At 63.5% G+C, this 25,884-nt stretch carries 21 protein-coding genes and 2 pseudogenes; 15 read left to right on the forward strand and 8 right to left on the reverse strand.

The annotated features are described in order from the left end of the window. The first annotated feature begins 76 nt into the window (after nucleotides 1-76). Both HDG39_RS18800 and HDG39_RS18805 read left to right on the forward strand, forming a co-directional pair. The gene (locus HDG39_RS18800) at nucleotides 77-421 is read left to right on the forward strand and encodes a BON domain-containing protein (RefSeq protein ID WP_184007582.1); all 345 of its coding nucleotides are present in this window, start codon (nucleotides 77-79) and stop codon (nucleotides 419-421) included. Nucleotides 422-771: 350 nt separating this feature from the next. Then, on the forward strand, nucleotides 772-1,020 hold the full coding sequence (locus HDG39_RS18805) for a hypothetical protein (protein WP_184007584.1): 249 nt from the start codon (nucleotides 772-774) through the stop codon (nucleotides 1,018-1,020). A 41-nt stretch (nucleotides 1,021-1,061) separates the two neighbouring features. Here the strand turns inward: HDG39_RS18805 and HDG39_RS18810 are convergent, their stop codons facing one another. Continuing rightward, a complete protein-coding gene (locus HDG39_RS18810) occupies nucleotides 1,062-1,850 on the reverse strand; it encodes a sulfite exporter TauE/SafE family protein (protein ID WP_184007586.1) in 789 nt (262 codons plus the stop codon). A 626-nt stretch (nucleotides 1,851-2,476) separates the two neighbouring features. Further along, on the reverse strand, nucleotides 2,477-3,124 hold the full coding sequence (locus tag HDG39_RS18815; protein ID WP_184007588.1) for a LysE family translocator: 648 nt from the start codon (nucleotides 3,122-3,124) through the stop codon (nucleotides 2,477-2,479). 171 nt (nucleotides 3,125-3,295) lie between these two features. Here HDG39_RS18815 and HDG39_RS18820 point away from each other — a divergent pair. Continuing rightward, a pseudogene (locus HDG39_RS18820) lies at nucleotides 3,296-3,862 on the forward strand (IS3 family transposase); the annotation flags it as partial. 52 nt (nucleotides 3,863-3,914) lie between these two features. On the opposite strand, the gene HDG39_RS18825 reads toward HDG39_RS18820, so the two are convergent. The 4 genes from HDG39_RS18825 to HDG39_RS18840 all read right to left on the reverse strand — a co-directional run bounded on the left by HDG39_RS18825 (nucleotide 3,915) and on the right by HDG39_RS18840 (nucleotide 8,881). Further along, nucleotides 3,915-4,946: a fimbrial protein gene (locus HDG39_RS18825; protein WP_184007591.1), complete on the reverse strand. Its 1,032-nt coding sequence runs from the start codon at nucleotides 4,944-4,946 to the stop codon at nucleotides 3,915-3,917. Beyond that, on the reverse strand, nucleotides 4,943-5,680 hold the full coding sequence (locus HDG39_RS18830; protein ID WP_184007593.1) for a fimbrial biogenesis chaperone: 738 nt from the start codon (nucleotides 5,678-5,680) through the stop codon (nucleotides 4,943-4,945). Before HDG39_RS18830 ends, HDG39_RS18825 begins: the two co-directional genes overlap by 4 nt. A gap of 17 nt (nucleotides 5,681-5,697) precedes the next feature. After that, on the reverse strand, nucleotides 5,698-8,157 hold the full coding sequence (locus tag HDG39_RS18835) for a fimbria/pilus outer membrane usher protein (protein WP_184007940.1): 2,460 nt from the start codon (nucleotides 8,155-8,157) through the stop codon (nucleotides 5,698-5,700). 199 nt (nucleotides 8,158-8,356) lie between these two features. Continuing rightward, a complete protein-coding gene (locus HDG39_RS18840; RefSeq protein WP_184007595.1) occupies nucleotides 8,357-8,881 on the reverse strand; it encodes a fimbrial protein in 525 nt (174 codons plus the stop codon). Nucleotides 8,882-9,172: 291 nt separating this feature from the next. Here HDG39_RS18840 and HDG39_RS35135 point away from each other — a divergent pair. From HDG39_RS35135 to HDG39_RS18870, 7 genes and pseudogenes are all read left to right on the forward strand, one after another. Then, nucleotides 9,173-9,295, forward strand: a pseudogene (locus tag HDG39_RS35135) (IS110 family transposase); the annotation flags it as partial. Between the two features lie 179 nt (nucleotides 9,296-9,474). Continuing rightward, nucleotides 9,475-9,744 (forward strand): glycoside hydrolase family protein, encoded by a 270-nt coding sequence (locus HDG39_RS35855; protein WP_184007597.1) that lies wholly within the window; start codon nucleotides 9,475-9,477, stop codon nucleotides 9,742-9,744. Next, nucleotides 9,728-10,231, forward strand: a complete 504-nt coding sequence (locus HDG39_RS18850) for a lysozyme inhibitor LprI family protein (protein WP_184007599.1) — start codon at nucleotides 9,728-9,730, stop codon at nucleotides 10,229-10,231. Before HDG39_RS35855 ends, HDG39_RS18850 begins: the two co-directional genes overlap by 17 nt. A 386-nt stretch (nucleotides 10,232-10,617) precedes the next feature. Beyond that, entirely contained in the window at nucleotides 10,618-11,511 is an 894-nt protein-coding gene (locus tag HDG39_RS18855; RefSeq protein WP_184007601.1) for a LysR family transcriptional regulator, read from the forward strand. A gap of 245 nt (nucleotides 11,512-11,756) precedes the next feature. Beyond that, a complete protein-coding gene (locus tag HDG39_RS18860; protein ID WP_184007603.1) occupies nucleotides 11,757-12,755 on the forward strand; it encodes a hydroxymethylglutaryl-CoA lyase in 999 nt (332 codons plus the stop codon). Continuing rightward, the gene (locus HDG39_RS18865; protein WP_409259189.1) at nucleotides 12,752-13,999 is read left to right on the forward strand and encodes a CaiB/BaiF CoA transferase family protein; all 1,248 of its coding nucleotides are present in this window, start codon (nucleotides 12,752-12,754) and stop codon (nucleotides 13,997-13,999) included. Before HDG39_RS18860 ends, HDG39_RS18865 begins: the two co-directional genes overlap by 4 nt. Before the next feature lie 61 nt (nucleotides 14,000-14,060). After that, nucleotides 14,061-15,563, forward strand: a complete 1,503-nt coding sequence (locus HDG39_RS18870) for an MFS transporter (protein ID WP_184007609.1) — start codon at nucleotides 14,061-14,063, stop codon at nucleotides 15,561-15,563. Between the two features lie 190 nt (nucleotides 15,564-15,753). Here HDG39_RS18870 and HDG39_RS18875 read toward each other — a convergent pair whose 3' ends face one another. After that, a complete protein-coding gene (locus tag HDG39_RS18875) occupies nucleotides 15,754-15,903 on the reverse strand; it encodes a hypothetical protein (protein ID WP_176109418.1) in 150 nt (49 codons plus the stop codon). Nucleotides 15,904-16,780: 877 nt separating this feature from the next. Between HDG39_RS18875 and HDG39_RS18880 the strand changes: the two genes are divergently transcribed. The 5 genes from HDG39_RS18880 to HDG39_RS18900 all read left to right on the forward strand — a co-directional run bounded on the left by HDG39_RS18880 (nucleotide 16,781) and on the right by HDG39_RS18900 (nucleotide 24,382). Continuing rightward, the gene (locus HDG39_RS18880; protein WP_184007942.1) at nucleotides 16,781-17,776 is read left to right on the forward strand and encodes a helix-turn-helix domain-containing protein; all 996 of its coding nucleotides are present in this window, start codon (nucleotides 16,781-16,783) and stop codon (nucleotides 17,774-17,776) included. Between the two features lie 90 nt (nucleotides 17,777-17,866). Continuing rightward, nucleotides 17,867-19,468: a sugar phosphate nucleotidyltransferase gene (locus HDG39_RS18885; protein WP_184007610.1), complete on the forward strand. Its 1,602-nt coding sequence runs from the start codon at nucleotides 17,867-17,869 to the stop codon at nucleotides 19,466-19,468. Between the two features lie 55 nt (nucleotides 19,469-19,523). Beyond that, complete coding sequence (locus tag HDG39_RS18890; protein WP_184007612.1) at nucleotides 19,524-20,909, forward strand: undecaprenyl-phosphate glucose phosphotransferase; 1,386 nt, start codon at nucleotides 19,524-19,526, stop codon at nucleotides 20,907-20,909. A 40-nt stretch (nucleotides 20,910-20,949) separates the two neighbouring features. Beyond that, nucleotides 20,950-22,089, forward strand: coding sequence for a polysaccharide biosynthesis/export family protein (locus HDG39_RS18895; RefSeq protein ID WP_184007614.1), 1,140 nt, complete (start codon nucleotides 20,950-20,952; stop codon nucleotides 22,087-22,089). A 49-nt stretch (nucleotides 22,090-22,138) separates the two neighbouring features. Further along, nucleotides 22,139-24,382, forward strand: a complete 2,244-nt coding sequence (locus HDG39_RS18900; protein ID WP_184007616.1) for a polysaccharide biosynthesis tyrosine autokinase — start codon at nucleotides 22,139-22,141, stop codon at nucleotides 24,380-24,382. A 95-nt stretch (nucleotides 24,383-24,477) separates the two neighbouring features. On the opposite strand, the gene HDG39_RS18905 is transcribed toward HDG39_RS18900, so the two are convergent. Then, on the reverse strand, nucleotides 24,478-25,839 hold the full coding sequence (locus tag HDG39_RS18905; protein ID WP_184007618.1) for an RING finger protein: 1,362 nt from the start codon (nucleotides 25,837-25,839) through the stop codon (nucleotides 24,478-24,480). Nucleotides 25,840-25,884 lie beyond the last annotated feature (45 nt).

The following is a 25,884-nucleotide window of genomic DNA, read 5'->3' on the forward strand; positions in this document are numbered from 1 at the left end:
GCGAGGACGGCCGCCCGTAGTCGTAACGATGCCGCTTGTTCATGCGGTCCAATGTGAAACCAAGGAGAAGAGAGCTATGAAGACGGTCGGTTTTCTGAAAGCACTGGGTCCGGTTGTGGCGATGGTGATGGCGTGCAACGTCTACGCCCAAAACGCTCCGGCAACCGATACGGCGTCGGCGGCAGCCGCAGTCAAGGCCGGCAAGCACGCGAATCACGAACTCGGCCGCAAGGTGCGCGCCGCGCTGACCAAGACCCAGGGTCTCGACGTGTCGAACATCGCCGTGCGTGCGCGCGGCGGCGCGGTGACGCTGACCGGTACGGTGCCGGACCAGGGTCAGATCGATTCGGCCGGCGAAGCCGCCAAGGGTGTCGCGGGCGTGACGTCGGTGTCGAACAAGCTGACCGTGATGCAGCAGTAAGCGATGCGCGTGCGCGCGCGGCGCCGCACGGGCCGCGTCGCGCGGTGGTGCGCAGCGGCGTGGTGCATGGGCGCCGTCGTCGGCGTCGCGAAGACGGTTTGACGCCGCGCTTGCATCGCGTCGCGAAGTCTATCTATCAATTCGGAGGCTCCGGCATGATCGCCGGAGCTTTTTTTTCGCCGCCGGTTTTGGCGCGTGGCACTCGCGAGGTTTGCGGGACCGCAGCAATGCGGCTTGCGGCACGCATAGGTCGTGATGGAGGCGCAGCCGTCGCGGATTCGTGCGCTGCGACACATTACCGACGCATCGCGAGGCGTACTGTGACCAGCAGGGAAGGGGGAGCCAAGGTCATGGAAACCACGCTGTTTCGCTATATCGATCTGCCGATCGGCGATCGCGCGGCATTCGAACTGGTGTGCGCGCGCCACGGTTTCGCGCCCGCGCATTTCCACATCAGCGCGAGCGCGGCACCCGGTGAGCCGGCGCACGAGCGCGTCGTCACCGTGCGGCGCGGCAGCTGGTCACAGTCGTATTACGACCGCCACGGTCAGTGGGTCAGGCAGTTCGAGGCCGATCTGACCTGCCGGTTTTTCAAATAGACACGAGTTGCGGCGTGCGCGGTTGACGCGTCTTCAGCGCCTCACGACAACACCAGCCGCACGCCGACCAGCGTCAGCGTCGCGGCGAGCAGATTGCGCAGCAGCGCATCCGGCGCGCGCGAGGCCAGATAGCTGCCGATCGCGATGCCGGGCAGCGATCCCACCAGCAGCGACAGCAGCATCGACCAGTCGATCGAGCCGAGCAGCCAATGTCCGGCGCCCGCGAGCAAGGTCAGCGGCACCGCGTGCGCGATGTCGGAGCCGACGATGCGCGTCGTCGGCAGCATCGGATACAGCAGCAACAACACCGTCACGCCGATCGCACCCGCGCCCACCGACGTCAACGACACCAGCACGCCGAGGGTCGCGCCGGTCAGCATGGTCAGCGCGAGCGTGCGTGCCTGGCTCGGCGCGCGTTGCTTGCGCGCGCCGAGCGCCGCGAGCTGCGGACGGAACACCAGCGCGATCGCGGTAATCAGCAGCGCCGCGCCGAGCACGACCTGGATCAGCCGGCCCGCGCCAGGCGTATCCATTCCATAGCGATGCAGCAGGATCAGCGTGACGGTCGCCGCGGGCACGCTGCCGGCCGCGAGGCGCAGCGTGACCTGCCAGTCGACCGAGCCCTTCAGCCCGTGCACCAGCGTGCCGGTCGCCTTGGTGGCGGCCGCGTACAGCAGGTCGGTGCCGACCGCGGTGGCAGGGTGCACCTTGAACAGCAGGACGAGGATCGGCGTCATCAGCGAGCCGCCGCCGACGCCCGTCAGCCCGACCAGAAAGCCGACGAACAGGCCGGAGACGGAGTACAGCAGATTGATGTGGGGTAGAGCCATTGAGCGGACAGCTGACGCAGCGCGGGTGAAGGGTTGGGCGGCAAGACCGGCGTACGCGCCGGGGCGGGTGGGTGCGGCGGCGTGCGGTGCGCCGCACGGCCGCGTCGGCTGTCGCCTCAGCGGCGAAAGGCGCTATTGTCGCAAAACTGCCGCACCAGCGTGCGGCACTTGCTCAGGGTGAGCGCGTCGCCTCTGGCAGCGGGCTGCGTTCGGCGTGTACGGCACCGGTGTGTCTCCTATATCGTTGAAGACATAGGCGGCACTATGTGCCCTTCCTGACTATGTCGGGTAATGTGGACGAGCTTCCTCGACCGGCCGAAGATTGCGGGTTGTGGAGCAGACATGCCCAGCCAATCACACGACATAGTTTCTCTACTCTTCCGTCTACGAAGGAAGTCGAATATTTGATATGGGATGCAAGTGAGGCTTCAGTGGCTCGTGATAAAGCTGCTTATTCTCGATGATGTATTGCATCGCGGATGCCTTCCCCGACTCCGGACAGTGATTGAAGGAGTCAGACTATCTCTATCAAACCTCACGCATCTTCCCTAAAAACAGGGCTGTCGCAGACTTACAAGACATAGTCAGGAAGGGCACATAGTGCCGCATGGCGTGTGAGGTGCCGCTCAGAGCGCGCGGCGGATTTCGACGACGCCGAACGCCGCGAGCGTAAGGCCGACCACGCGATCGATCGCGACGCGAAGCCTGCTGCCGATCGCGTGACGCGCGAGCGACACCATGGTCACCAGACAGCACCACCATGCGATCGAGCCGGCGAACACACCGCCGACCGTCGTCAGCGCGATGGCCGGCGAGAACGCGCCGCGTGGCGCGAGCGTCGTGAATAGCGCCGCGAACATGATGACGGTCTGCGGATTGGTCAGCGTCAACAGCAGCGCGCTCGCGTACGCACGCAGCGCGCCGGCGCGGCCGATCTGCGCGAGCTTGCCGTTGCCATTGCCATTGCCGTCGGCGGTTTGAGCGGACGGCTTCTGCAGCAGCGCGCGCACGCCGAGATACAGCAGGAACAGGCCCGCGAGCAGATGCAGCGGGCGGTCGTACGCGAGCATGAACTGCGAAATGCCGACGAGGCCGAGCGCCGCGATCAGCCCGTAGGCCGCGTCGCCGCTGGCGATGCCGAAGCCGATCGCGAGTCCCGCTCGCGGACCGCCGCTCAGCGTTCGGCGGATGCACAGCATGCCCATCGGGCCGACCGGCGCGGCGATCGCGAGGCCGACGCCGGCAGCGGTGAAAAACAGACTGGTGGTGGACATGGGCAGGTTCTCGAGCGTTGTTCTGGTTGGGGCGGTCGCCTGCGGGCAGCCGGCGCACCCGCCAGCATAGCCAGACCGAAAATCGCGGGCAAGGGCGGGGTGGGTAAGACTCGACGCGCGATGACTCGAGCCTCAAACTTCAATTGGAGAAATAGGAATGCCGGAAAGTCCGGGGTCGAGCCGATCTGCAGGGTGCTGCCAATTGCCCCGTCGACGTACTACACGCATGTGGCCCGCCGCGTCAATCCAGGCCTGGTGCCGCCGCGGGCCCAGCGCGACAGGATGCTCAAGGATGAGATCCGGCGCGTGTGGGAAGAAAATTTCCAGGTGTATGGCGCAGACAAGGTCTGGACGCAATTGAAGCGGGAAGGCATTGTCGCGGCGCGCTGCACGGTCGAGCGGCTGATGAAGCAGATGGGCCTGCGCGGTGTGGTGCGGGGCAAGACGGTACGCACGACAGTGAGCGATGGTTCGACGCCGTTCCCGAAGGATCTCGTGAACCGGCAATTCACGGCCGAACGGCCCAATGCGCTGTGGGTGTCAGATTTTACCTATGTATCGAGCTGGCAGGGCTTCGTCTATGTTGCGTTCATCATTGACGTGTTCGCCTGACGCATTGTCGGCTGGCGTGTGTCGAGCTCGGCGCGCACGGACGTCGTTCTGGACGCACTGGAGCAGGCCTTGTACGAGCGACAGCCGGCGCAGCAGGACGGGTTGATCCATCACAGCGACCGCGGCGTGAAGAAGCCATCCATGCTCCGGGGTGCATGAAGCACCCCGGGCGTTTCATTCAGTCGTACAGAATCAAGACGGTCGCCGTTGCGGTAAACGGTCCGATCTTCGGTTCGCCCAGGGGAGTGAGCGTGGCGGTGAACGGCAGCGAGACCTGCGTCTGCGTCGCGCCGAAGGTCTGGAGGTTGAACGGCTCGCCAATCGGCACCTGGTTGCCATTGCCATCCTGAACGCCTATTCCGAAGTTACTGTCCGCCTCTGGCAATATCAGGTTGTTCTGCACCGGATTCGAAGTCTGGAAATAACCCTGTATGTTGACCCCCGTATCGCACTGCTTCTTCTGCAGCAACAGACTGAACGGACGTGTGGGCCTGACTGGCGAGAATCCCGTTGGCGTTGCCTGCACCTGACCGAAATCCACGATGCCTGGCTCAGGCGTTACCGTTACGTCGACCGTGCATGGCGTCGGCGCGAGCGCGCTGAGGCCGCTCAGGATATAGGCGAAGCTCGTTGCGCAACAGTTGATGCCATTCAACCCGTCGAACTGGAAGGCTGCGTAAGTGTTGGGCAGTGTTCCGACCCATGCCCCCTGTTTGCGCACGATCACCTGATAGGTAATGCTCACCGGGAGCCTTGGGCATCCTTGTGCGCTGGAAAAGGTGGTATTTGCGCATCTGGGTACGACATAGCCTGTCGGCACCCCTTGTCCAGCCTGACTCGTTTGACCGTAATAATCCCGTCCCTGGTAGCGGATACCGATTTCCACTCCAGACAGACTGACATTCTTCGGATTCGGATAGAAATAGATCGGGTCAGTGTGGGTCAGGGCGCTTCCTCCGATATCCTTGTAGCAATAGCCTGTTGTCGTACGCGTGGGGGAAATCCAGATGATGGTCCCGTCCGGTGCGTTTTCCGGGTAGGTCTGCACCGATCCAATTGATTCGGTAAACGAATCCTGCCCGCTACTCGTCAAGCAGCGAAGCGCCCATGCGGATTGCGCGGACATACAGAACGCGACCGCGAACAGAATCCTGACAAGACTGCGGACACTCAATATCCGCGTAGCTACCCATTCAATTCGACCGTTCATTGCTGCACACTCCTGCACGTATCAGCCTCGCAGGCATACTTGACCTCGGTCTGGCCGCCGTAGTCGTTCATGTGAGTCACGTACAGCGTAGTCGGTGCGGCCTCCTTGAACGGCACGCTGGTCTGGTTCATCGGATCCACCATGACCGAGTCGAACGCCACGGGTGCCTTCTTCTCGCCGGTGTGCAGTTCGACAATGGACACATGAAGCGGCGTTGGATTGTCGAATGTCAGCTTGTGCGAAGCGGAATCGATCTTGACCGTCATCGGCAAGGTTGGATCTTCGTTGCGTTTCGGCTGCACGTTCTTCGGCCGATAGAACAGCTTCAGCTTCGAGTGCAACGCAATCTGCAACGCGTTCACCGCCTCGGTTGTCGGTGGAATTTCGCGGATGTTCAGATAGAACACGGATTCGCGATCGGTTGGCAGCGTATTGCCGGGGAGCAGAACGACGCGCAGGACGTTGCGGTCGTTCGCTTCGATACGTTGCAGCGGCGGCAATACCATGAACGGTGCGGTAATTTTCTTGCCGTTTTCGTCCTCGATCCAGGACTGGATCAGATACGGATACTTCGCGCTCTTGTTCGTGACGGTCACGCTCGCGGCTTGCGCGCCTTCGTCAAAGACAAGGCGCGTGCGGTCCGGTACCACTGCCGCGTCCGAGAAGAGCGGGGTGGCCAGCGCGATGGCGGCGCAAAGCCGGGACAACAGGGAGTGGAAACGTCCAGTATTCATGGCATAAGACTCTTCGATCAGGGGCGGCTGGAGCTGCCGCTTAACGGATTGCAGGAGACGGGCGTGGCGTTCCCGTCCATATCGGGGCTCTGCGGCAGATCGCCAAGCCGGCACTCGGTGTTCCCGTCGATCTGCACGACGAGTTCGCTGTCGGGCCGGATCTGCGACAGGTAGGTGACGCCGTGCTCGCCGACGATGCCCACTTCCTTGCCGGACTTGTGATCGACCACAGACGCGCCGAACTGCACCTCGCGTCCATCGGAGGCCGTCAACGCGACGAGCACGTTACGTCCGCGCGCCGCGTCGAAATGCACGTAGCCGATCGCGCCGTCGGTCAGAACGAGACGCTGCACGGGGTTTGTGACCTGGGTGTCGAGAGCCATCTTGTTGACGTTCACGCGCGCGTCGAACGTGTCGAACGGCGAGATCGAACCGATCACGGCCAGACCGGCCGCGTTCGTGCGCGCCTGTCCACCGGTCAGCGGCACCTCCGCCACGCCGTCGGTCGACACGAGCAGGCGAGTGTCGCCGTTGTTGCCGTTGGCATGCGGCGTCACGCCGTGGCTCGTCGCGACGAGCGAACCGTCGAGTTCGAGCGATGCCGCGACGTACGAATTCACCACCGTCGAGGCCTGCATGCTGACCTGATACGCCGAAGTCATCTTGCGAATGTTGCCGTTGAGCATCGGCCTGCCGCTGGACGATCCGGTGAGCACCGAATAGCTGAGGCCTTCGCCGTTGTCGCCGCTCAGCCCCGCGTTCACGTTGACGCCGCCGCCACTCACCGACGACACGCTCGTCGACGCGGTCTGACGATTGCCGAGCGGGATCGTCGCGGATGCGAAGATCTGGTTACCATTGCCGGTCGACCCGGTCGAGCGGAACGCCGAAAAATTCAGCGACACGTTCTTGAGTTTGCCGACCGACACGGTACGCGCAAGCGTCAGGCCGACGCGATCGTCCGATGGGCGATCCCAGTAACTCGAATGGTCGTAGGACAGGAACGTCGAGACGCCGAACACGCGCTTGGCGAGCGTCATCGAAAAGCGATGGCGGCTGCCGGCAAGGCCATAAGCAGTCGGGTCGCCGCTGAACTGCGGAAACGTGGTGTAGGTCCGGTCGGAAAAGCGGTAGCCGAAAAAGCGCAGGTCGGTGTCGAGTGAATCGAAGTGCTTCGAGTAGTTGATGCGATAGGACTGGCCATTTTGGCTCTGACCGTTCCACCACAGGCGCGCATTCGATGTAGTCACGTCGACCGAGACCGCACCGGCCGGGCCGAGGTCCTTGCCGACACCGACCGCAAGCGATTTATAGCCCGACGCGTCGATCGTGCCGCCGTACAGCGTGAAGTCGAGCGGCAGGCCGTACGCGGCCTCGGCGAAGCCAAACCACGGCGTGATGCCGGGGCTGCCGAACAGGCGCGGCTGCCCAGTCGCGAACTTGTAGCGCAACTCGCCCTGGCGCGCGAGGAACGGCACCGACGCGGCCGTGACCGTGAAATGCTGCACCGAGCCGTCTTCTTCCTGCACCGTGACGTCGAGTGTGCCCTGCACGTTCGCGTTGATATCCTGCAGCGCGAAGGCGCCCGCAGACACTTTCGTCGCGTACATCACGCGGCCCTGTTGCGACACGGTAACCGTCGCGTTCGAATGCGCGACGCCGGTCACAAGCGGTGCATAACCGCGCATCGACGGCGGAAGCATCCGGTCATCGCTTTGCAGCGACGCGCCGGTGTACGCGAAGGTGTCGAAGATGTCGGAATTCAGATAGTTGTCACCGACCGAAACCGTCGAGCGGATGCCGGTCAGCGCGCGAAACGCGTAAAGGCGGTTGAACTGGAAATTGTTGTTCGAGCCGCCGAATCCGTTGCTGCCGGAGTTGGTTTGCGCCTGATAGTCGCCGCGAAAACGCCACGCACCGAGGTTCGCACCGATCGTGCCATAGGTCTGCAGCGAATTGTTTTGCGCCGCGCCGTAGCCGGAGGAGTACTGGCGATTGGTGCTGCCGATCACATGGTAATCGAGCATCGCGCCGTCGATGCCGTTGCTCCAGCGTTCGCGCGGAATGTAATTCGGATCGTCGTATTCGAACGCGATCTGGGGAATGTTGATCTTCAGGGTTGCGCTGCTTTTTACGTACTTGACCGAGACGCCCTCGATCTCATCGAGCTTCACGCATTCGCCACTGTGAATGCGCGGCAGCGTCTCGAACAGCTTCGGCTTCAGGCCGAAACTCTTGACGAGCGCTTCCGGAAGGCATGCGTAGCTCGTGCCGGGTTCGTCGCCCTCGATGAACGTAATCGACTGCCGCCCGTGATACTGATCGTTGACGGCGATATCCAGCAGATAATCCCCGGGAACCGTATAGTCCGCGTGCGAGAACTGCGCGAGATCGAGATTCTTCGCGTCGTCCACGCTCAGAAAGGCCTTGTTGAATTCGACGGCGTGCGCATGACTGCCTATCAGAATGGCGGACATGCACAGCACAGACTTCTTCAGACGTGCGGACAGAACGTTCAGCCGACCGTCCGACAACTCGGTCAGCCGCGATAGCGACTTGTTGATACGCACAGCAAAGGCCTTGAGAACGGGGAGGGGACGAAACGCGCACTGGGGAAGATGAAAGGGGGCGTGTGCCCCCTTTCGTGTCAGCCAACCAGGTTAGCTGGACAGGGGCTTACTGGTAGCGAACGGTGAAGTTGGCGACCGAGTCCGCAACACCCGGCGTAACCGTTGCCTGGGTCGACTCGTACATCGCGCCGAAGCGAACGGTGTTGTTGCCGTTTGACAGCACGATTGCTGACTTCTGCTCGGCGCCGTTGTCGAGGTATTCACCTGCGGACGTTTGCAGGCGGATACCGACGTTGCCGGCGCTGCCCGTCACGGCGAACAGACCCGGCACTGCGCCGTCGCTTGTACCCGTGAACGTGAAGTACGCGTTCTTCGCGGTCGTCGTGTCGCAGTCGGTCAGGACGATGGTGACAGGGGTCGCTTGCGAACGGTCACCGACCTTCGTGAAATCGCCTGCCGGCACCTGGCCGAGATTAACCGTCTGGTCCAGCGTGTCGCCGCTGATACCACATGCGCCAGCGACGATTTCGCCGTTGAAGGTGATCGTGCCCGGGTTACCGGCAGCCGGTGCTGCGAATACCGACGACGAAAGAGCCGCCAGAGCGGCGGCGGTGATAATGACCTTCTTCATGGATCTATCCTTGTTGCGTTGAACAGAGTTTTTAAACTGAGTAATGGAACCGCGTAATCGGCATCGGTTAACTAATGCGTGCGGCGAGACGAAATATGTCGAAATGGCAAAGGCTTTTGAACATGACGTGTCTGAAAAAATGATTAAAAATTATCAGATTTTTTGAATTATTGATAAATCCTATTTGATTGATTTTTATTTAGGATTATTCAAAAACGTCATACAGACGGGTCGTAAGTTCAAGCCTCGAGGACAACTGCCGTCGAAGCCGGGAAGTTGCTCGTCCAGCGGATGGAGGCATGTGGCGGCGCGCATTGGCTCGCACCCAAACTCAATGCGATGGGCTACCATGCAGAGCTGATTTCGGCCCAGTATGTATGGCCTTTTGTGAAGAGCCACAAGAACGATTACATCCCGGACTGGCTAACAGTTCACGACACCGCGTGTACAAACATGAACCCGAACTCATGCGTTGAAGTTCGGATTGCAGCGAACCTGTTGTCGTGGAATATTCCAGACAACAGTTACGGTGACAAGTTGCCTATCAATCTGCACCTCGGGCAGACAGTATCAGTTCAACGCGCCAGAGAGTTTTGAAGAAAGATCTGAGGCGAACAGAACGGGCCATAAATGCAAAAGTGCATGTACCGTTGTTTCAATACGAGTATGATGCATTGGTGAGCATTTCTTTTAATGCTGGAGCAGGCCATGCTGCGGAAGAATTGATGCATCGCGTAAATCAGGGGGGCTACCGAAATATTCCGAATTACATAAAAGGATTTCGCTGTTCCTCGATCTTGCGCCAACGCCGGGAAACGGAGGCTAGAGTATTCTCTGAACGTGTATATGATGCATCCCATTAGAATAATAGCTGTGCCGCTTATCCTGTTTTCGACATTGCCTTTTCTTGACTCAATTGTGCTGGGCGAAACAATTTACTCGATGCGGTTTGACTACAAAAAAGCAACGCCATCATCGGTTTATTTTGCTGGGAAATCGCGCGAAGAAATTGACCGCCTTTGCAAGACCGGCGAGCGCGCGTCAACTGCCGATATCGCTGCATGCAGCCAAAGGAATTTCGAACAAATTTCCGCGCAATTGAATTCTACGATTAAACCGTTGGAAGCTGAGTTGAGGAAAGACGATGTTGATTTGAAAGCCGATAACAATCCTGTTGCATTGCCTTATTTTGAGAAAGGACAAAGGGTATGGGTCGAGTATCGCGACAACCAGTGTTACGCTGAGACCTATTCATTAGGCGAAGCGTCGATGCGTTATATGACGTTTTGGGATTGCATGGCGCGCATAACGAAAGAGCGGATAAGCGATCTGAGGAGCGCGGAAGACTAACGAAGGCACCCTCGCCTCAAATACGTCGCCCCGCTTTGCGGTGCTTTCCATTCGAGCGTCAAGTGTGCTTGTTTCTGCGTCGCTTCGGCATCATCTAGTGGCACGCCTTGGCGATCACACGCATTGCTGAAAATCTGCGAAGCCGCAGTGTGGCGCTGGCACGTGAAGCAGTTCGAGCCGTGGAGGATCAGCCGGAAGCGTGAGCGCCCGCAGATGCGCTTTGTCGATGCGTGGCGGCGCACGGCGGCGACAAATGTGCGATGAAGACCGAAGCCTGGCGCCATTCGACACGTTCGAGCCGTTCCGCAAGCGCCAGAAATCCCTCCACAGTTTTCAACGATCAACCATAATTTCCCCCACCCCCAACCCACGAATCCGCTTCGCCGATGTGGCAAATCGATCAGGTGACGCTGCGCTTGTTCATCGCCGTGTGCGAGGAAGGCACGATCGCGCGCGCGGCCGAGCGTGAGTTCATCGCGCCGTCGGCGGTCAGCAAGCGGCTCGCCGATCTCGAAGCGCTCGTCGATGTCGCGTTGCTGTCGCGCAGCCAGCGCGGCGTGCGCGCGACCGCCGCCGGCGAAGCGCTGTTGCGCCACGCGCGGCTCATCATGCGCGGCCACGAACGCCTGCAGGCCGAGCTCAGCGAATACGCGGCCGGCGCGCGTGGGCATGTGCGCGTGCTCGCCAACGTGTCGTCGATGGTGGAGTTTTTGCCCGAGGCGTTGTCGGCGTTTCTTCAGGCGAATCCGGCGATTCGCGTCGACGTCGAGGAGCGCGTCAGCGCGGACATCGTGCGCGGGCTCGAAGAGGGTGTGGCCGATCTGGGCATCTGCCGCGACACCGTGCCGCTCGGCAGTCTCGACACGTTGCCGTATCGCGCCGACCATCTCGCGCTGATCGTGCCGCGCACGCACCCGCTCGCGGGTGAGACGCAGATCGGCTTCGAGCAGACGCTCGGGTTCGATCATCTGGGGCTCGCATCGAACGCGTCGGTCAATGCGCTGATGCAGCGCATCGCGCTGGAGAAGGGCAGCGAGTTGAATTACCGCACCTTTGTATCGACGTTCGATGCCGCCTATCGCTTCATCCAGGCGGGTCTCGCGGTCGCGATCCTGCCGCGCGAGGCGCTGCCGCGCCATGCGGCCGACGAGTACCGCATCGTCGCCGTGCCGTTGCGCGAGGCTTGGGCCGAGCGGCGCTTCGTCATCTGCATGCGCGATCGCGCGGCGTTGACTCTGGCGGCCGCGCGTTTGCTCGAGCATCTGCTGGGCGCGATGTAAGACGGGCGACGCACCTCGTCACCCGCGCCTTCGCCACCTCCCCAGACAAACCCCTAAGCATTTCACCCAGGCGAGCGTCAAAGCCCGCCCCATCGGCCTGAGCGGCCATCGCGAGCGGCGATGGTGTGCTTCGTCAAAGCAGACTTTGCCGCGCGTCGTCACGCGGGCACGCTGTGACCCAGTTAGCGCATCACTTCCATTCCACGGGCTTCTGATGCGCGCGTCCACGACCAGGATTCCAGCCAATGAATGAAACCCGCGAGCGCGTCGTCGTGACCGAAGTCGGTCTGCGCGACGGTCTGCAAAGCATTGCCCGCATCATGTCCACCGACGACAAGCGGCGCTGGATCGACGCCGCCTACGCGGCCGGCGTACGCCACATGGAAGTCGCCTCGTTCGTGCCGGCGAAGCTGCTGCCGCAAATGGCGGACGCCGCCGACGTGGTTGCCCACGCCCGTAGCTACGACGATCTCAGCGTGAGCGCGCTCGTGCCGAACCTGAAGGGCGCGCGGCACGCGCTCGAGGCTGGCGTAGAGCGCATCGTCGCGCCGATTTCGGTGAGCGCCGCGCATAGCGCCGCGAACGTGCGCAAGACACCCGCCGAGATGATCGACGCGTTCGCCGCGATGCGCGAGCTGATCGATGACGCGTCCCCGGCAGGTGGGCGCCGAGTCGAGTTGATCGCCGGTTTGTCGACGGTGTTCGGCTGCACGCTGCAGGGCGCCGTGCCGTACGCGGATATCGCGGCGATCGCGCGCGCCGCGGTGCAGGCCGGCGCTGACGTAATCGCGCTCGGCGATACGACCGGCGAAGCGACGCCGCGTCAGGTCGGCGAGGTCATCGAGCTGGTGCGCGACGTCGCGGGCGACAGGCTGCGCTCGCTGCATTTCCACGACACGCGCGGCCTCGCGCTCGCCAACACGCTGGTCGCGCTGCAGCACGGGATCCGCGAGTTCGATGCGTCGCTGGCTGGTCTCGGCGGCTGTCCGCATGCGCCGGGCGCAACCGGCAACGTCAATACCGAAGACCTCGTGTTCATGCTCCACAGCATGGGCTACGACACCGGTATCGACATCGCGCGGCTACTCGCATCGCGCGCGGTGCTGGCGCAAGCGCTGCCGGGCGAGCCGCTGTACGGCTATCTCGCGCGAGCGGGATTGCCGAAACAGTTCGCGCACGACTCCGCCAGCTACGCCGAATCTTTGCGTTGTCTCCATTCTTCCGTTCCGCAGGTGCCGCAATGACTCCGCTTTCCTCCGCTACTTCAGCTTCGTCATCGATGTCCACGCCGCAGCCGGGTACCTTGCCGCTCGCTGGCATCCGCGTGATCGAGTTGTCGCATATGGTGATGGGTCCGACCTGCGGCATGATTCTCGGCGACCTCGGCGCCGAAGTGATCAAGGTCGAGCCGCCGCGCGGCGACAGCACGCGCCGGCTGCTCGGCACCGGTGCGGGCTTTTTCCGCACCTTCAATCGCAACAAGAAGAGCGTCGCGCTCGATCTCGACAGTGAAGCCGGTCTCGCCGCGCTGAAGCAACTCGTCGATAGCGCCGATGTCTTCGTCGAGAACTTCAAGCCCGGCCGCATGGCGAGTCTCGGCCTCGATTACGCGACGTTGCGCGAGCGCAATCCGCGGCTGATTTACGTGTCCCACAAGGGCTTTCTCAATGGTCCGTACGAACATCGTCTGGCGCTCGACGAAGTCGTGCAGATGATGGCGGGCCTCGCGTACATGACCGGTCCGGTGGGCCGTCCGCTACGCGCGGGCAGCTCGGTCAACGACATCATGGGCGGCATGTTCGGCGCAATCGGCGTGCTGGCGGCGCTGCACGAGCGGCACGCGAGCGGCCGCGGCAAGGAGGTGCAGAGCGCGCTGTTCGAGAACTGCGTGCTGCTCTCGGCGCAGCACATGCAGCAGTTCGCGGCGACCGGCGTGGCCGCCGCGCCGATGCCCGAGCGCATCAGCGCCTGGGCCGTCTACGACGTGTTTACGCTCGCGCACGGCGAGCAGATGTTCATCGCCGCGACCGGCGACGCGCAGTGGCGCGCGCTGTGCGCGATTCTCGAACGCGACGATCTGCTCGCCGATGCGCGCCTTGCGACCAACAACGACCGCGTGCTCGCGCGCGGCTGGCTGCTGCAGACGCTCGGCGAAAGCCTGAGCCGTTTCGACGGCGCGACGCTCGTGCCGCTGTTCGAGCGCAATCACATTCCGTTCGCGTCGATCACGAAGCCCGAGGAGTTGTTCGACGATCCGCACCTGAACGCGAGCGGCGGCCTGGTGCCGCTGACGCTCGACGACGGCAGCGAAACCGCGATGCCGTTGCTGCCGATTTCGCTCGACGGTGCGCGTCTCGGGCCGCGTCGGCCGATAGCGAAGATCGGCGAGCACACCGTCGAGGTGCTGCGCGAACTCGGGTTCGACGACGCGCGGATCGCGGAGCTCGGCGGTGGCGTGGAATCACGGGCGCCGCGCGCGGCTGCGTGAGCGTCGTGCCGCGCTTGACCCGGTGCAGCAGGCAATAGACCAATAATTCTGGAGATAGACGATGAAATCGTCGAATCAGGCGATGTACGCAACGGCGCTCGGCGATGCCGGCGCGCTCGACGGCTCACCCACGGACGCGGGCGCGGATGCAGCAGGCTCGGACCGCGCCGGCGCGATCGCGCTCGACGGCGCGCGCATTTCCGCGCGGCTCGACCGGCTACCCGCGACCCGCACAATCTGGCAGCTCGTGATGCTGCTGAGCTTCGGCATGTTCTTCGAACTCTACGACCTGATGTACTCCGGCTATATCGCGCCGGGACTCGTGCACAGCGGCCTGCTGACGGCCACGACGCGCGGCCTGTTCGGCACGAGCGGCGTCGCGAGTTTCATCGCCGCGCTGTTCGCGGGCTTGTTCATCGGCACGGCGGCCTGCGGCTTTCTCGCCGACCGCTTCGGCCGGCGCGCGATCTTCACCTGGTCGCTGCTGTGGTACACGGCGGCCAACGTCGTGATGGCGTTTCAGCACACGGCGCTCGGATTGAACTGCTGGCGCTTTATCGCGGGAATCGGCATCGGCGTCGAGATCGTCACGATCGGCACGTATATTTCCGAACTCGTGCCGAAGCACATTCGCGGGCGCGCTTCGGCGTGCTCGCAGGCGGTCGGCTTCTGCGCGGTGCCGATCGTCGCGTTTCTGTCGTATCTGCTGGTGCCGCAACACGTGTTCGGCCTCGACGGCTGGCGTGTGGTCGTGCTGATCGGCGCGCTCGGCGCGATCGTGGTGTGGCGGATTCGCCGCGGCTTGCCGGAGAGCCCGCGCTGGCTCGCGCAAAAAGGCCGCCTCGACGAAGCCGACGCGGTGATGACGCGTCTCGAAGCACGCGTCGCACGCGAGTATCAGCGCCAATGCGGCCTGCCGTTGCCCGAGCCCGCGCTGCCCGAACCGGTGCGCGCGCAGGCCGCGTTTCGCGATCTGCTGGTGCCGCCGTATCGCAGGCGCACGCTGATGCTGATCATCTTTCACGTGTTCCAGACGATGGGCTACTACGGCTTCGCGAACTGGATTCCGACGCTGCTGATCAGGCAAGGCATCACGGTGACGACGAGTCTGATGTACGCGAGCATCATCGCGATCGCGGCGCCGCTCGGGCCGTTGCTGGGGCTATTGATCGCCGATCGCTTCGAGCGCAAGACCGTCATCGTCTGCATGGCGGCGGTCAACGTCGTGTGCGGACTCGCGTTCAGCCAGGCGCGCGAGACGGTGCTGCTCGTGAGTCTCGGCGTGTGCCTCGTGCTCGCGGGCAACATCATTTCATACAGCTATCACGCGTACCAGGCCGAACTGTTTCCGACCAGCATCCGCGCGCGCGCGGTCGGCTTCGTTTACTCGTGGAGCCGGATTTCGGCGATGTTCTCGGCGTTCGTGATAGCCGCCTTCCTCGGTCGCTTCGGCGTGAACGGCGTGTTCGTGTTCATCTCGGGGGCAATGGCGATCGTCATGGTCGCGATCGGTACGCTGGGACCGAAGACGAGCGATGTCGCGCTCGAGGATCTTTCGAAGTAGCTAGGGCCTGTTCACGCTAATAACGGGCCAGCCCCTTGAAGGTTTTTTTAAAACAGGGGAACGTGCCTTTCCGCCCGTATTGCGGCGTCGGTCGTCGCTTGTTCGGCTCGGCCAAACGGCGCTCCTCTCTCCTTGCACTACGCGCGGAAAGGCACGTTCGCAAGCCCGTGATTTGCGTGAACAGGCCCATCTAGGAGTCCTGGCGAGTCTCGTCGTTGCTCGACAGCCGGTCCGATACGTTGCCGAGCAGCAGCGCGAGCAGCACCACGCCGATCATTGCGAACAGGAACCCGCCGATCATCGTGGCAAGTATCAGCGTGATCCATGAAATGCCGTTCATGTGTGCGGTTCCAGCGCGTTTCTCGGGGGCATCGTAACCCGTTCAGAACCACTTCTATGTGCGCTTGCCCGCCGTAAACCTGTCAGGCGACGCCGAACTATCGTCGCGTCGTGCCATTACGCGGCGCGTTCTCGACGGGTGTCACAGTCGTTGCATAGGGATGGCGGACTTCGTTCGCTGTCCCCAACCCCCTTTGCGGAAACCTCGCAGTCCATTTCCGCAATCGGTTGGCGGAAATGCACCCGCTCGCACCCGACTTATTCCGTCACTGGCCCACCTATTGCAGGGGCGCTAATGTCGTCCGATATCCGTGTTTCAGGTTTGAAACGTTAATCGCCACGTTTATATTCCCGCCATCAATAAAAATAGATTAAATAATCCGTTCTGGCGCGTTGAGTGCCTGCATTGGACGGCGGAAGGGTCGGTTGCGCGGCGCTTGCGCGGGTCGACAGGGGAAGTTGTCGATGCAGCCGGGCACGCTTGGTAGGGGCGAGGGTGTTCCACTCATCAATAGGCAATTCCGGCAAAAAATCTCTTTAAAAATAGGACCAGGTGGGTACATAAGGCGGGGACACGCCGTTTTTCGAGTAGCCGCGCAGTGTGCGCTGGCGTACGCATTCATTTTCTAAATTGCCTTAAGATTTGCGAGTGCATATTCAACCATATGCGGTTAGACGATTAATCCATTGAAAAGACGGTCATTTCGGCATTGTGCCGAATTGCACTGGCCGATCACGTAGTCATAGCGCCAATATGTCTGCACTTTCGGACATGGCGGCGGAGCGCCGGAGGCCGTCGCTATGATGCACTGCGCGGAGTTCGCATTGTGCGTGATCGTAAAAGGTGTAGTAGATCGTTTTCTGTCGAGAGGATGACTATGACCTGCGCGAGTCTCGAGTCTGCAATGCTGCGCTGGGTGCATGCTCCGAACAAGGGCGTGCGTCGTGTCGCGATTCTGTTGTTCAACGACTGCTCGCTGCAAGGGGCGGGCGTGATCGCCGAGGTGTTCCAGGCTGCCAATGAACTCGCCACTTCCGGTTCGGGCGCATGGCTGTACGACGTATCGTTCTTGTCCGCCGGCGGCGGCATGGTGACTTCGTCGTCGGGTTTGCGCGTATGGACCGACGGACTCGACGCGCGCCATTACGGCGGCTTCGACGCGCTCTATGTGGCGGGCGGCAAGGGCGCGGCGTCGGCGGCGCGCGATGAGCGTCTGCTTGGTTGGCTGCGGCGCGTGCGTCGCAACACCGCGATGATCCGGCCGATCGCCGAAGGACGCGCGGTGCTCGACGCGGCGGCCCTGCCCGAGGACAAGGAGGGGCGCGACCCGCACCAGCCGGCCTTGGCCAGAAATGGCGCGGGCTCGGCGGAGCAGGGCGTCGTCGACCTTAACGACCGGCTGGAATCGATGCGCAGCGCGCTCGCGATGATCAAGCGCGATCTGGGCAACGCGACCGCGCGCTCGGCTGCCGAGCGGCTGCTGTCCGACTCGTGCACGAACCTCGCGCCGCTGCTCGGCGAGGACGGCGGCATGAGTCCCGGCGACAAGGTTCGCGCGGCGGCGCGCTGGTTGCAGGAAAACTGCCAGCAGGCGATTTCGATTGCGGATGCCGCGCAGTTCGCGGCGATGAGCGAGCGCAACTTTCTGCGCCGCTTCAAGATGGAAATGGGTATCACGCCGTCGAGTTTCCTGTTGCACGAGCGCCTCGCGGTGACGTGCAGCCTGTTGACCGAATCGGAATTGCCGGTCGACAAGATCGCCCGGCGCACCGGGATGGGCAACGGCGACCGGCTCGCGAAAGTGTTTCGCAAGCGGATGAGGATTTCGCCGACCGAGTTCAGGATTCAAAGCCGCCGTATGGCAGGCGAGTAGCACCGACGGAGCCAGCCCGGTAACCGCGCGTGACAGGCGGGGACTGGTCCGTCGTTCGTCGTACCGTGCAGATCGAAAAGGATTCCCGATATGTTGACGCAGGCAGGTGTGAGCGCCCGATCCGTCGAGCCGAACGGCGCAAGCGCCGGGGTTGCTGGCGCGCGCTGCGCGCACATCGTCCCGGTCATTCTCGCGGGCGGCTCGGGCACGCGGCTTTGGCCGGTGTCGCGCGAGAACTTCCCGAAGCAACTGATCGACGTGGTCGGCTCCGACTCGCTGCTGCAGGCGACCGCGCGGCGGCTCGAGGGCTTCCCGGCGGGCTGGAGCGTCGACGCTTCGCCGATCGTCGTGTGCGGCGAGGAGCATCGCTTCGTGATCGCCGAACAGTTGCATGAAAACGGCGTCGACGCGCGTCTGATCGTCGAGCCCGCGCGCCGCGACACGGCGCCCGCGCTGACGCTCGCGGCATCGCTCGCGTGCGCGGCCGGCGACGACGCGATCCTGATCGTGATGCCGGCCGACCACGCGATCGCGGACGTGCCTGCCCTGCAGCGCGCGCTAGCGTGCGCTGCGCACCACGCGAGCGAGGGCGCAATTGCGACGCTCGGTGTGCCGCCGACGCGTCCCGACACCGGCTTCGGCTATATCCGTATCGGCGCGTCATTGGCCGCTGGCGGCCACGCGATCGACGGTTTCGTCGAGAAGCCCGCCGAGGAAATCGCGAGGCAATACCTGACGGCGGGCACCTACTGGTGGAATAGCGGCATCTTCATCGTGCGTGCGCGCGTGTGGCTCGACACGCTCGCGGCGCTGCGGCCCGACATGCATGCGCCGTGCGCAACCTCGTTCGCGAGCGGCAAGCAGGACGGCGACGTATTCCGGCCATCGCACGACGCGTTCCTCGACGTGCCCGCCGATTCGATCGACTACGCGGTGATGGAGCGTTTGACCGAACCGCCGCCGGCACAAGACGAGAGCGCGAGCAACGTCGAAGCGCAAGGCGCGGCACAGACCGACATGCAAGCTCAAAGTCGAGCCGCGGTCATTCCGCCCGGCGTCGTGATCCCGCTCGAAGCCGGCTGGTCCGACCTCGGCTCATGGGACGCGGTATGGGCCGCGATGGAGAAGGACCCGAGCGGCAACGCGGGGCGCGGCCGCGTGACGTTCGAAGGTGCGGTGTCCTGCTATGCGCACTCGGAGGGGCGGCTCGTCGCGTGCGTCGGCACCGCGAACGTCGTCGTGGTCGAGACCGCCGACGCGGTGCTCGTGGTGGATCGCTCGCATGTGCAGGACGTCAAGGGGCTCGTGTCGCGCATCAAGGCGCAGCACGCGCCGGAGGCCGACGCGCATCGCAAGGTGCGGCGCCCGTGGGGCTTCTACGACTCGATCGATCGCGGCGAGCGCTTCCAGGTCAAGCGCATCGTCGTGACGCCCGGCGCAAAGCTGTCGCTGCAACTCCATCATCATCGCGCTGAGCATTGGGTGGTCGTGCGCGGCACCGCGCTCGTCACGCGCGGCGAAGAGCAGTTCCTGCTCAGCGAAAACGAATCGACCTACATTCCGCTCGGCACGCGTCACCGGCTCGAAAACCCCGGCAGGGTGCCGCTCGAAATCATCGAAATCCAGTCGGGTACCTATCTCGGCGAAGACGACATCGTGAGGTTTGACGACAACTACGGCCGCTGCCCATAGGCAGCCCATGCACGCCCCTTTTTGCGTACAGGAACGGCAGAACGAGGTAAGTGAAATGCGCAAGTTTCAGGATCTGCTCGCGCGGATTTTCGATGTCGCTCTGGTATTGGCGGGTGCGACCGTGGCGTCGCGGATCCGCTTTGATTATCTCGGCCAGTCGGGTTTCTACTGGGCGCTGGTGATGTTTTCGGCTGCGTTCGCGCTCGCGATCTTCCCCGCGTTCGGCGTCTACGAATCATGGCGCGGCCGCTCGAAGCTCGGGCTCGCCGGTCAGGTGTCGCTCGCGTGGCTGATCGTGCAGGCCTGCGCGCTCGTGCTGATGTACTCGCTGCATCGCATCGATATCGTGTCGCGGCTGTGGTTCTCGTACTGGACCGCGACGACGGGTGGCATGCTGATTGCGAATCGGGTGATCACGCACGCGGTGCTCGCGCGGGCGCGCGGCGCGGGTATGAACCTGCATCAGGTGGCGATCGTCGGCAGCGGTTCGCAGTGCGATGCGCTCCTGCGCCGCATCGAGTCGGCGCCGACCGCGGGCTTTCGCGCGACCGCCGTCTACAACACGCGCCCGGACGACTCCGGCGTGACGAAACCGAGCGTGCCGGTGTTCGATCGCGTGGATCTGCTGGCCGACTACATCCGCACCAACGACGTCCACGAGCTATGGCTGATGCTGTCGCTGTCGGAGGAGCCGCTGATCTGCGCGCTGATCGACGAGTTCCGCGACGACCTCGTGAATATCCGCTTCATGCCGGACGTGCGCAGCCATGCGCTGTTCGAAGGCAGTGGCGTGGTCGATCTGCTCGGCGTGCCGGCGATCAATCTGGTCGCCTCGCCGCTGTCGGCCAACGCGATGCTGAAAAAGGAAATCTTCGACCGGCTGTTCGCCGCGGCCGCGATCGTTGCCCTCGCGCCGCTGCTGCTTGGCATCGCGATCGCGGTCAAGCTGTCCTCGCGCGGACCGGTGCTGTTCAAACAGAAGCGCAAGGGCGCGGACGGCCGTGTGTTTACGATCTACAAGTTTCGCTCGATGCGCGTGCATACCGAAGCGAAGGGCACCTTGAGCCAGGCGACGCGCAACGATAAGCGCGTGACGAAAGTGGGCGCGTTTCTGCGCCGCACGAGCCTCGACGAACTGCCGCAATTTTTCAACGTGTTGCGTGGCGACATGTCGGTCGTAGGACCGCGTCCCCATGCGCTCGAGCACGACGACCTCTATCAGAAGGTGGTCGCGGGCTATATCAATCGCTACCGGATCAAACCGGGAATCACGGGCTGGGCGCAAATCAACGGCTTCCGTGGCGAAACCGACCGCATCGAGAAGATGGAGCGTCGCGTCGAACATGACCTGTACTACCTGGGTCACTGGTCGTTCGCACTCGACATGCGGATCATCGGCGCGACGATTGTCGCCGGACTGGTGCATCGAAACGCTTACTAGAAAGTCGATAACAACGCCTCGGGGCGAAGGAGTAAAGATCATGAGCTCACTTGGTTTTCGCACAGGAAGTCTTGTGGTTTTCGCAAGCGCAGCATTGCTTTCCGGATGTCAGATCGTACCGGGACAACGGATGATCACGCCTGCCGCGGTTCAGGACACGGGTGGCGAATTCAGTACCGAAGCCTCGCAGCAGAAGCAGATTCCGATTACCGATATCAATCTGGAACTGCTGAAGAAGATGAATGCCGACCAGACTGCCTCGGTGTTGCCGCCGACGACGACGGGTCTGTTCGGCAAGCCGGCCGTCTACAGGGTCGGCCCCGGAGACGTGCTGCAGATCGTCGTGTGGGATCACCCGGAACTCGCGGCCGCGCTGGGACAGCCGCCGACGACCTCGCGCCCTTCCGATGCAATTCCGGGCTTCCTGATCGACGAGAACGGCGACATCCAGTTTCCGTACGCGGGCAACCTGCACGTCGCCGGCAAGGACGTCGCGACGATCCAGCGCGAGTTGCATTCGCGGCTGAGCAAGGTCTATCAGAAGCCCGAGGTGACGGTGCGCGTCGCGTCGTTCCGTAACGCGACGGTGTATATCGACGGCGAAGTGCGCACACCGGGCACGCAATCGATCAACGACATTCCGCTGTCGCTGACGAACGCGATCGGCCTGAGCGGCGGCTTCAACACGACCGCGGATCGCAGCCGGGTCGATCTGATCCGCGACGGCACGACCTATCGGCTGAACATTGACGACCTCGTCAAGCGCGGCCGCAATCCGTCGGATATCTATCTGCAGCCGGGCGATACCGTGCGCGTGAACGCGCGCGAAGACAGCGGCGTCTACGTGATGGGCGAAGTCAACAAGCCGGCCACGGTGCTGCCGTTGCGTAACGGCTCGCTGACGCTGTCGCAGGCGATCTCCGACGGCGGCAGCTTCGACTCGAACACGGCCTCGGGGCAGCAGCTGTTCGTGATCCGCAATTCGACGAGCGACTCGCCGCAGATCTATCACCTCGATGCGACCTCGCCGGTGGCGATGCTGCTCGCGAACCAGTTCGAGCTGCAGCCGAAGGACATCGTGTACGTCGGTCAGGGCGGTCTGGTTCGCTTCAACCGTGTGTTGAACCTGCTGTTGCCTGCGATCAACGCGGCGGTGACGGGAGTCGTCGTGTCGAAGTGACGCTTGCGTGACGCGATATCTGAACCTCCAGGCCTTGTTGGGTGAAAACATGGCATTCAATTACGAAAACCGTTACGCCGGCGTGTATGAACCGGGGCAGTTGCATCTGTCGGACTACGTGCGCACGATCGTGCGCGGTTGGCGCACGATCCTCACCGTGACGCTGATCGCGCTCGCGATCGGTTGCGCGTACGCGTTCCTCACGCCGCCGGTCTATCGTTCGGACGTGCTGTTTCACGTCCAGGACAGGACGGCGAACGCGGTGAACCTCAATGCGAACGGCCGGGACGCGGCGGCGCCGCTTCCCGGCGCGTACGATTCGAAGCCGTCGACCGCGGCGCAGATCGAGCTTTTGAAGTCGCGTCTCGTCACCGAGGAGGCGGTCCGGGCGCTGCACCTCGACATCACGGCGAAGCCGCGTTATCTGCCGGTGATCGGCAGCAAGATCGCCGGCCTCGTGAATGGGCACTGGTGGTTCCGGCTGCCGTCGTTCGTCGACCTGCGCGGGTTCGCGTGGGGCAACGAGAGCATCGCGGTGTCGCGCTTCGACACGTCGAAGGACTTGTATGGCGAGACCTTCACGCTCGTCGCGGGCGCCGGCAACACCTTCATGCTGCGCGATCCTCACGGCAGCGCGATCCTGTCGGGACGCGTCGGCGAGACCGTGCAAACCGATACCGCGGTCGGCCCGATCACGCTGCACGTCGACACACTGGTCGGCGCGCCCGGCTCGCGTTTCGAGCTGACGCGCGCGTCGACGCTCGGCACGGTGGAGCGTCTGGCGAAGACGATGATCGTGCAGGAAACGGCGGAGGACTCCGGCGTGATCCGCGTGAGTCTCGAAGGCGCCGATCCGGCGCTGACCGCGGCGATCGTCAACAACGTGGCGCGCCAGTTCGTGCGCCAGGATCTCGCGAGCCGTTCGACCGAATCCGACCATACGCTCGCGTATCTCGAACAGCAACTGCCCGACGCGCGCAAGGCGCTCGACGACGCGGAAGAGCGCTACGGCAAGTTCCGCAATACACATGGCACCGTCGATCTCGGTGAAGAAAGCAAGCTCCGGCTGCAGCAGATCGTCGACAACAAGACGAAGCTGCTCGATCTGCAGCGGCAGCGCGCGGAGCTGTTGCAGCGTTTTACGCCGAATCATCCGATGGTCGCCGCGCTCGATGCGCAGATCGCCGCGTTGCAGGGCGCGCAGAGCACGATGAACCACAGCGTCTCGACGATGCCCGACACCGAGCAGACCGCGCTGCGTCTGCAGCGCGACGTGCACGTGAACACCGATCTGTACACGAACCTGCTCAACAGCGTGCAGCGACTGCGGGTCGCGCAGGCGGGGCAGGTGGGCGGCGTGCGCGTGGTGGACTTCGCCGAAACGCCCGACGATCCGGTGTGGCCGAAGCGCATGCTGGTGATCCTGATCTCGCTCGGCGGCGGCCTCGCGCTCGGCTTGCTGCTGGTCTTCTTGCGGCGCGCGATGCGCGGCGGCGTGGAGCGCCCGGACGAACTGGAGGGGATGCTCGGCGTGCCGGTATTCGCGGTGGTGCCGCGCAGCCAGACGCAATTGCGCCTGCAGGAAAAGGTGTCGCTGCGCCAGCGCGGGCAGCATGTGCTGGCGCAACAGGCGCCGGAAGATATCGCGGTGGAAGGGGTACGCAATTTGCGCACCTCGCTGCAGCTGTCGCTCGATCATGCGGCCAACAACGTCGTGATGATCACCGGCTCGCGGCCCGATGCGGGCAAGTCGTTCCTGTCGGTGAATCTGGCGACGCTGGTCGCGTCGGCGAACAAGCGCGTGCTGATCATCGACGCCGACATGCGACGCGGCGACGTGCATTCGCATTTCGGCATCAGCCATCGGCCGGGACTATCCGACGTGCTGTGCGGCGGCGATCTCGACGCGATGATCCAGCGCGACGTGCTGCCCAACCTCGACGTGCTCGCGAAAGGCACGCTGCCCTCGCACCCGGCCGAGCTGCTGATGAGCAAACGCTTCGAAGCGATGCTCGAGGTGCTGAAGCCGCAATACGACGTCGTGATCATCGACACGCCGCCGGTGCTCGCCGTGACCGACTCGACGCTGATCGGCAAATACGCGGCGACGACGCTGCTCGTCGTGCGGCATGGGCGTCAACCGCTGCATGAGATCGTCGAAACCACCAAACGACTGCGTAACGGTGGCGTCGGTCTGCGCGGCGTGCTGCTCACCGACGTGCCGCAGGAAGCGGCGTTCCTCGGCTCAGGGTATCAGGGCGGCTATTACGGCTACGACAGCATCGCCGGCTGACACTGCTGCCCGCCGCGCGTCTTTCGGGGCGCCGCGCGGGCGGGCGTGATCGACTGCACGCCCGTGCCGCCGTCCCGCGAGATACCTCGCAATCCTTAGTGGTGACGCAGCAGATCGCGCAATGCGCGCGACTCTTCCGCCGTCGGCTGCATGGTTTGCCACGCCGACTCGTGCGACGCAAGCGCGACGAGCCGTTGCGCGGCCTTGCTGCTCGAATCGATCCGCAACGCTTCGTTGGCGTTGTGCGACGCGCACTCCCAATGTCCGACGTTGCCGCAGCCGCGCGCGAGACTCAGCAATGCGTCCCGTTGCTGCTCTAGCGTGCTCAACTGGGCGCGCATGCTGCGCGCGTCGCGATTGCCGGGCTGCGCGGTGATGACGGCGGCGAGGCGTGCTTTGGTCGCCGACAGATTGCCTCGTTGCAGATAGCCGTGCGCGGCTTTCAGATTGCGCTCGGCGTCGGCGCGCTGTTTGTCGGCTTGCGTGAGCAGGGCGGCCATCGTGTCGGTGTTGGTGTTGGTGCTGGTCGACGCGACCGCCGTGCCACTCGGCGTGGGCGCGGAGATGGACGCGCCCAATGTCTTCGTTGACGCTACGGTGGGCGCGGTCGTGACGACCGGCGGTGTCGGTCGCGCTACGGTCGGCGCGGTCGCAACGACGGGCGTTGACGGTCGCGCTGGGACGGGCGCGGTCGCAACGACGGGTGGAGCCGATCGCGCTACGGCAGGCGCAGTCGCAACGACCTGCGGTGACGATCGCGCAACGGTTGGCGTGGTCGCCACGATAGGCGGGCTCGATCGCGCTGTGGTGGGCGCGGTCGTGACGACCGGCGGTGTCGGTCGCGCTACGTTCGGCGCGGTCGCCACGATGGGAGTTGACGATGGCGCGACTGCGGGCACGGTCGCAACGACCTGCGTCGACGATGGCGCGACGATCGACGCCGGCTTCGGCGCCGCGGCAACCGGCGGCGCCGCATTCTGCGCAACGTTCTGTGCAGGGGCCTGGCCAGGGTTGTCCGGGCGCACCGTGCCGAAGACCGTGACCGGCGTGTCGACACTCGCATCGTCGTCGTTGAGTAGAACGAAGCCGACGTACACGACGCCGAGCGTCGCGAGCGCGGCTGCGGCTAGCGCGAGCGGATGCCGCCGTCGACGCCCGCCCGGCTCGAACGTCGCTTCGTCGATCAGATCGTAGGGGCTCATCTTGGTTTGCGCGGAGCGTCGCGACGAACGGTCCGCGGGCAAGCTCGCGGCCGCTGGCAGCGGTTCGAGTTGCGTGCGCGATGCGCTCAGCGCCCGGGATCGCGCGGAGCGCTCGCCGGGCTTGTCGTCCGTATCGAACGAATCGATCGGCAGCGCATGGCATGCGGGACACGGCGAAAAGCGGCCCGACAGCGGCACGCCGCAGTATGCGCAGTGATGGAAAAATGGCTGGTCGGAGGTCGTGTCGCGCGGCATGGCCGTGTCGCTCCACTGGCGCCGAAGGGCGGCGCCATCAAAAAG

This window comes from Paraburkholderia lebeckiae, from assembly GCF_014201005.1.
GTDB lineage: Bacteria > Pseudomonadota > Gammaproteobacteria > Burkholderiales > Burkholderiaceae > Paraburkholderia > Paraburkholderia tuberum.